The 7,015-nt window shown below is 57.9% G+C and carries 8 protein-coding genes; 3 read left to right on the top strand and 5 right to left on the bottom strand.

What is annotated here, in order from left to right; translation table 11 throughout:
* Positions 1-189: hypothetical protein (locus ACOSYY_RS18555; RefSeq protein WP_421664343.1), on the top strand; the 189-nt coding region annotated here is incomplete at its 5' end.
* A 263-nt stretch (positions 190-452) separates the two neighbouring features.
* Entirely contained in the window at positions 453-959 is a 507-nt protein-coding gene (locus ACOSYY_RS18550) for a PilZ domain-containing protein (protein WP_421664342.1), read from the top strand.
* Positions 960-993: 34 nt separating this feature from the next.
* Here ACOSYY_RS18550 and ACOSYY_RS18545 read toward each other — a convergent pair whose 3' ends face one another.
* Together ACOSYY_RS18545 and ACOSYY_RS18540 are read right to left on the bottom strand one after the other, a co-directional pair.
* Entirely contained in the window at positions 994-3,651 is a 2,658-nt protein-coding gene (locus ACOSYY_RS18545; RefSeq protein WP_421664340.1) for an ABC transporter permease, read from the bottom strand.
* A gap of 8 nt (positions 3,652-3,659) precedes the next feature.
* Positions 3,660-4,436, bottom strand: a complete 777-nt coding sequence (locus ACOSYY_RS18540; protein ID WP_421664339.1) for an ABC transporter ATP-binding protein — start codon at positions 4,434-4,436, stop codon at positions 3,660-3,662.
* Positions 4,437-4,522: 86 nt separating this feature from the next.
* Between ACOSYY_RS18540 and ACOSYY_RS18535 the strand changes: the two genes are divergently transcribed.
* Positions 4,523-5,203, top strand: a complete 681-nt coding sequence (locus tag ACOSYY_RS18535) for an arylesterase (RefSeq protein ID WP_421664338.1) — start codon at positions 4,523-4,525, stop codon at positions 5,201-5,203.
* A 71-nt stretch (positions 5,204-5,274) separates the two neighbouring features.
* Here the strand turns inward: ACOSYY_RS18535 and ACOSYY_RS18530 are convergent, their stop codons facing one another.
* The 3 genes from ACOSYY_RS18530 to ACOSYY_RS18520 form a co-directional block, all read right to left on the bottom strand.
* Complete coding sequence (locus ACOSYY_RS18530) at positions 5,275-5,463, bottom strand: hypothetical protein (protein ID WP_421664337.1); 189 nt, start codon at positions 5,461-5,463, stop codon at positions 5,275-5,277.
* A gap of 112 nt (positions 5,464-5,575) precedes the next feature.
* A complete protein-coding gene (locus ACOSYY_RS18525; RefSeq protein ID WP_421664336.1) occupies positions 5,576-6,478 on the bottom strand; it encodes an SWIM zinc finger family protein in 903 nt (300 codons plus the stop codon).
* Positions 6,479-6,626: 148 nt separating this feature from the next.
* The coding region (locus ACOSYY_RS18520) for a ChaN family lipoprotein (RefSeq protein WP_421664335.1) at positions 6,627-7,015 on the bottom strand (389 nt) is incomplete at its 5' end.

Below are 7,015 nucleotides of genomic sequence, written 5' to 3'. Positions count from 1 at the left end.
GGAGGCATCGTCGGTCTTGCCACTCCGGAGCTCGAACAGGACGTGCGCGACTTTTTCGCGTCCCGCAAGATCGATCTGGGCGGGAAGACGCTGGAGCAGTACCTGGAACAACTCCGTGTGGCCGTCTCGTTCCGCGAACGGGAAGGACGAGGGATTCGTGCCGCACTCGTCCACTCGCTTGAGTCCTGAAACGTCAGCTCTTGCTCGATTCCTGCACTATCAGAGATTACTCAGCTGACCGTTCATGACCTGTGCGGCCATCGCGGTGGTGGGATGACTGTGTGTTGATGTACCTGACAGGTTCCGGTGTGGACCATCCCTCTCACGAATCGGAAAGAAGAGACCAAGAACCGCCGCTCAGTACGTACGTAGTACGGCATACGTATGTGCATGTGGTTGTAGCTGGCCCTCGCCACCGATACAATCAATGAACACTTTATTTGGAAAGTCCAATGTCCGATCTCCGCTGCCCGGCCTGCGGGGGGAGCAAAGTCCGGCTCGCGGCCAGAAAATCCATTTCAGATGTTCTCCTGAGCGGCTTGACGATTTATCCGTTTCGGTGCCAGCTCTGCGCCGATCGCTTCCGAACATTCCTCGGGCATCGCACGCCCAATCCACGCCGTAGCTTCGAGCGCATCGATGTTTCCTTTCCGGTGTGGTTTAGGCAGCGCCGGTCCAAGTATCCGGATGAGACGGGACAAGAAGGCGTCATCGAGAATCTATCGATACGTGGATGCCGGATTCGTTCCAGGACTCCGGTGGCGATCAGCTCGCGGCTGGAACTGGAATTCCAGCATTCCAACGGATCATTACCGATTACGATCGAAGAGGCCGTGGTGAGGTCGTCGGTCAACGGCGCGATCGGATTACGCTTCACTCGAATTCATCGAAGCGATGAACGGCGTATTCGCCAGCTGATCGATGTGTGGATACCCGAACTCTTGCCATCAAGCCGGTAGGGGCCACTATCCAAATTCCTGGGAGGATTCAGTGCTATTCGTGGCGAAGCACCGCCAGCGGCGGCTGGCCGAGTATCCGATAGGTGCTGAGAAACCCGACCAGCATGGTAAGCGTGATCGTCATTGTAAACCCCGCGGCCAGCACGGCCGGTTGAAGGCTCCAGGAGAGGTCGAACACTGTCTCGAGGACCGCCCAGGACAGCGCGCTGGCCAATGCGCATCCCAAAAGACCGCCCAGCGCGCCCAGGAGCGCGTATTCCGCCGCAAACGAACGCACGATCACGCTGCGCGTCGCTCCCAGGGCTTTCAGAATGACCGATTCGTATAATCGACGATAGCGTGTCGCCGCCAGGGCCGCAGCCATCACGAAACATCCCGACAAGACACAGAACAGCGCCACGGCACGGATGGCAAGAGACAGCCTATCGAGGACCCGGGCAAAACCGTCGAGCACATCGCCCATGTTGATGGCCGTCACATTGGGGAAAGATGTGACGACGGCCTGCTGTAACGCCACCTCTTCCGAAGGAGCGACGCGGACAGTGGCCACATAGGTATGGGGGGCGCCATCGAGGGCGCCGGGCGAAAAGATCAGGTAGAAATTCGTGGAAAAGTTTCCCCACTCCACTTGTCGGATGCTGCTGATCTCTCCGGTGACAGGTACACCTTGGATGTCGAGCTCGAGGGTGTCCCCGACGGTGAGACCAAGTTGCGTCGCCGCATCCTCCTCGATCGAGATCAGCGGTTTCGGAAAGACTTGCCCGGGTTTCCACCACTCGCCGTGAACGATCGTATTGTCTTTAGGCAGGTCTTGGAGGAACGTCAGGGCATATTCGCGAGTCAGGTACCACTTCTTTCGCCGTTCTTCCTTCCGGGCGGTCTTCTCTCTCTGCTCTTCTTCCTCGGACGTCGCTTCAACTTTCACGGGCTCGTCCTTGACGGCCGATAGCCGGGATCGCACCAGCGGCGTCAACTGAGGGTTTGGATCACTGGACCGTCGGCGAAGGAGAGCGGCCATCCCCTCTGCCTGATCCGGTTGAATATCGATGAAGAAAAACGTCGGGGCGCCGGTCGGCCGTTTGTCGCCCACTTGCGCAAGAAGAGAACTCTCCACGAGCGACACGGTCGTCACGACCATGACGGCGATGCCGATCGCGATCGTAATGCTCACCGCCTGGCTACCCGGGCGTACGACATTGCCCAACGCTTGACGAAAAATGAGAGGCCCGGGGCGAGGCCATTTCTTCAGCGCCATGAGCGCCCCGCGAGCCGATGTCCCCAGCACCAGCACTGCAACCGCGAATGCCAGGACGAAGAGCAATCCGACTTTCCAAGACCCGGCCTGCCACATTGACAAAAGCGCCAATCCCGAGCCGATCCCGACCGATACCATGACCTTTACCCTGTCCAGCCCGCGCCAAGCCGCCCACCAGGGTGTCTTTGGATGATTTGCCGTCTGACTTAGTGGAGCAATCTCGCGGCGGAAGATCCGAGCCGGTTTGATATCACGGATGGTCAACAAGGGCCACAGCGCGAAGAGCAGCGTGGACAGCATGCCTAATGCCAGCCCTTTCGCAAGAGGAGCGAGGGCCAGGTCCATCCCATTCTTCGAGAATCCCAATTGGTCAAGGAGATCCGATGCCATCAGGGCGGCAATCATCCATGGAAGCGCTTGGTGGAGCAGCACGCCGAGCATCAGACCGACCAGACTTCCGACCAATCCAAGGATCATGGCTTGCAACCCATAGGTCCCGATAATCGTGGGAGACTCTGCGCCGACTGTTTTTAGAATGGCGATCGTGCTCAACTTTTCCCGCACAAAGGCGTGAACCGACGTGGCAACCCCCAGGCCTCCTACAAACAACGCCGTCAATCCGATCAAGCCCAAATAACGGGTCAGCTGTTCCAAAGACTGCTTCAATTGTGGTTGCGCGTCTCGGTAACTCGACACGCGGGCGGAGTCCGGCGCAAGTCGTTCCCTCAACTCATACAGCAACGGTTCAGGCGCCGTCGTGCTTGGGATTTTCAAGAGATATCGCTCGCGAATTCTGCTGCCTACCTTGATAAGCTCAGCCGCGAGAAGTCCTTCTCGCGACATCAGGACTCGAGGACCAAGGCTGAAGGCGTTTGCCACGCGATCCGGTTCCGTCCTGACCACGCCGGTAATAATGAACTGCCCTTGTCCGATCCTGAGTTGATCTCCCACCGTGACCCCCATCCGGATCAGGAGGGACTCCTGCACGACCACTCCAAAGCAAATATGGTCCTGACACCGGCTGGTTTGCCGGCCTAAAAGGTGCGCTAAGTCGCCTTGTGGCTCCACCCGGAGCGTCCCATACAGCGGATATTGAGATTCAACGGCTTTGAGCTCGATGATTTGAGTCGGCTGCCCGCTCGCGGGTGATCCGGCTCTCGCGGCCATCGCGACGAGTTCGCTGACATGCACGAGAGCGACCCCACGATCGCTCAACGAGTCCAGAACTTCCTGTCCCGCGGGACTCATCAGGCGAGAGAGCCGGATTTCAAGGTCGCCTCCGAGAAGGCCGCGCGCTTCTTTGGTCACCGCTCGCTCCACCTGCGTTCCGAACAGTGAGACCCCGGTCAAAGCACCCACGCCGATCGCAATACAGACCAAGAAATAGAGAAAGTGTCGCCATGCCGCGCGGGTCTCTCGCCATGCCATGTTGAACATGAAGGAAGTCATGACTCGAATACGCGGAAGGAATCCCGGGATAACGGATCGGCGGAGAGAGCCCGCTCCGCACGAGGCGAAGCCGCCATGACGCCGTCGAGGGACTTCGAAGATTCAGGCATGCTGTCGGACTCCAGGCGCCCGTCGCGAAGCGATAGGACGCGCTGCATCGATGAGGCAAGCGCTGCGTCGTGTGTCACGAGCACGAGAGTGGTGCCGTAATCACGGTGGAGCGAGAACAGCAATTCGATGACGTGGGCACCCGTGGAACTGTCGAGGTTCCCCGTCGGTTCATCCGCCAATAAGATAGGCGGCCGACAGGCAAACGCGCGGGCCACCGCGACTCGTTGTTGCTCTCCCCCGGATAACTGAACCGGATAGTGTCCCATACGGTCTGACAGTCCGACCGCGGCAAGCAATTCAGCCGCCCGATCACCGGCGCGACTCGCTCCGCTGAGTTCAAGTGGAACGGCGACGTTCTCGATCGCCGTAAGGGTCGGGATGAGATGAAACGATTGAAAGATATAGCCCACCTTTTCGCGCCGGAACCGGGCCATCTGACTCTCGCCCATGGCCGTAATGTCTGTTCCATCCAGCTGAATCGACCCGGTGGTCGGCCGATCGAGACCGGCCATGAGACCAAGCAACGTCGACTTTCCACTGCCTGATGGGCCCACGATGGCCACGGTCTGTTTCGCCGGGATGCTAAAGGTGATGTCGTCGAGAATGGTGACCGAACGACTGGCCGCGGCCAAGACCATCGAAACATCTCTCACGGTGATCATCAACAACCTCGTGTGTCTTTCCAGATGAGAGGACCAGGAATGTTATTATACTGTACAGATCAGTGATCGAGTATTGCTTCACTATCGTGAAACGATTTCATGACATACTCCTGCCGGCCTTCTTGATGCTTCTGTGGCCGCTCGTGTCGGTGGCGGTCTCCTTTTCAGCCTCGGACACGAGACCCCGCATCGTGGCCTTCGGTGACAGTCTCACCGCCGGACTCGGGGTGCAGGCCGACGAATCCTACCCGGCTCCACTTCAACGCCGGCTCGATAGTCTCGGCTATCACTATCGGGTGATCAACGCCGGTGTGAGCGGCGACACGACGGCCGGCGGACTTCGACGTGTCCCCTGGATTCTGAACAACAAGCCGGAGGTGGTGATTCTCGAATTGGGCGCGAATGATGGACTCCGAGGGCTCCCGGTCGATCAAACAACAAGCAATCTTCGCCAAATTATTCGACAATTACAGGAGGCCGGTACGACGATTGTCTTGGCGGGGATGAGGCTGCCGCCGAATTACGGACAGGACTACACGGCAAGCTTCGAAGACATGTACCGGACGCTGGCCAAAGAGTACCAGCTTGCCTTTATCCCTTTCTTCCTCGAAGGGGTAGGCGGTTCATCCTCGTTGAATCAGGTTGACGGTATTCACCCGACCCGGGAAGGCTACGAGATTATCGTGGAGCAAATGCTAAAAGTTCTCAGGCCACTGCTGAACGAGCGCCCCCACAACTCTTCGACTTCTCGCAAGCAGAGTTCATGAGAGACTTTTCGATCAGAGCCCGCGTACCACAAGACAAGGCGATATGAAGCGGGTTGAGGAAGCGTTATTCCTTACGACTTCTTGAAGAACGTGTCGTAGACGCCGTAGACGAGGACCACGCCGATCAAAAAATAGTATAAGGCGGTGATTCCGCTGTAATCCGGAGGGCCTCCCCCCTCTGGGGCGTTTGCCAACGCCGGTAAAGCTTGGACCAGCAACATCCCCGATAATAGACCTGTTCGTGAAAGTAGCCGTTTCATCTCTCCCCCTTCCAAATCCGCACACGAAAAGTGGGGCGTATTGTACTGGACATCGTCTGGAAGGTGCAAGGGGGAATCATGCGTGGAAGAATCGGCGTAGGAACGGCGATCGCTATTCGTGAGGAGGCGGGGCGACGGCTGACTGGAGTGCCTCAGCCACATCTTTAAACGAGCTGACAAGCTTATCGAGTTGAGAACCCTTCTGGAGCATATCGCCCGTAACGGCCCGCATCTGTCCGGCATGCCGTACGACTTCGGCGGTCAACTCGCTGACTCTGCTCAGCACTTCCTTGTAGGAGACCACTTCTCGTTGAAGCTTCTGGGTTGCGGCCTGCGCGGCATTGTTCTCTCGCAGAGAGGCCTGGAGTTGTTGGGTGAGGTGTCCGACGTCCGACTCACGGTCTTTCAGTTGCGCCTCGAGACTCGTCATGACCTCTTCGCTTTCCCTGCGTCGATCCTCGAGATTCCCAATCGCTTGAATCCATGTCGAGACCGCTCCAGGACTGAGGGAGGGGGGAGCGGGGAGCGGCGCTTGTTTTTCAAGCGCTTTCGTCGCAGGTTGCAGCCATTCCAAAAAGACCATGACCTCACTCAGTGTGACGTCGGACGTGAACGAGGGCAAGACGGTCTTTTTTCCATTATCCGAAGAACCGACCGCCGTTGCCGGTATCGATTCTTTCGCAAGGCTTGGTTTCCGCGATTGCCGAGGCTGGGCCCATCGCTGATATTCCAGCAGCACCGCGATGCAATGGCGGCACATGGGCTCTTCGGAAAGCGTGCAGGAGCATTTTGAGACGAGGTGGCCGTCCTTCAGTCGGATGTCTTGCTCGTACAGGCCGGAATTGCCGATGACGGTGGAGGCGATCTGGGCGTCATCCGCCTCGGCGATCCGGACACGATTGGCGGTCAAGTATTGATGGGCAATCTGAAAGGCCGAGGCATCCGACACGGCCTGGATCATTTGCGACGTCAATAATCCCAGCCGTTCGGCACTGCAAGGAATTTTGTTTCGCATTTATACGAATCGGGCTCTTGCGCAACCATCACGCACAGGCATGCATGATGGCCTCAGTGTGACGAGCGAGTGAAATCCTGTCAAGCACTGGAGGATTTTGTGCCGTCCTTGTCCCACACTGATTGAGAGGGAAGGCTTTGGAATTGTTCTAGCGGCAAGGTTGGGCCGGTTTGGATTTGCCCACGGGGGTAAGCCAGATATAGTCGGCGATGGGGTCCTGCATGAGAGCCTGGATATCGGCTGTTTTACCGGGCTCAAACGACGTCATGTAAATCGTGACCTGTTTGATGTCTCCTCCCAGGCGCCTGGCAACCCGCTTCGGCACGGGAAGATTATATTGAACATGCCCTCCTCCCGTGTAACTTACGATCATACGACGAGGGCCGTCATTCTCGCGACGAAACTCTTCTTGCCTGACGGCCAGGGTTCTGGCCATGCCCTCATCCCGGACCATCGAAGCCGCATACATCGTCCGGAAGTGCTCCTCGGTTCCACCGTGGCATCGTTTCAACTGATCCATGATCCTCTCGCGGTACG

The organism is Nitrospira sp. BLG_2 (assembly GCF_049222245.1).
This window is presented reverse-complemented; position numbering and strand designations above follow the sequence as displayed.